The 263-nt window shown below is 62.4% G+C and carries 1 pseudogene; it reads right to left on the reverse strand.

Features of this window, described 5'->3' with window-relative positions:
* Positions 1–263, reverse strand: a pseudogene (gene fliM / locus SB751_RS31700) (flagellar motor switch protein FliM); the annotation flags it as partial.

Consider the following 263-nt stretch of genomic DNA (forward strand, 5'->3'; position numbering starts at 1 on the left):
CTTTCCAGGGTCAGGTTGAGCAGGCGCCGGATGATGCGCTGCTCGGTGGTGGTGAAATCACGGCCTTCGACGCGCGTGTGGTAGCGGCCATCGCCGCCGAACAGGCTGTCGATGACCAGGAACACCAGGTTCGGGTCGTAGGTGAACAGGGCGGTGCCGCGCAGCGGCTTCATCTGCACCATGTTCAGGTTGCTGGGAACCGGCAGGTTGCGTTCGAAGTCCGCGTACTTCTGGATCTTGATGGAACCGACGGTGATGTCGGC

Origin of the sequence: Cupriavidus sp. SIMBA_020 (assembly GCF_046535395.1) — a bacterium.
GTDB lineage: Bacteria > Pseudomonadota > Gammaproteobacteria > Burkholderiales > Burkholderiaceae > Cupriavidus > Cupriavidus campinensis.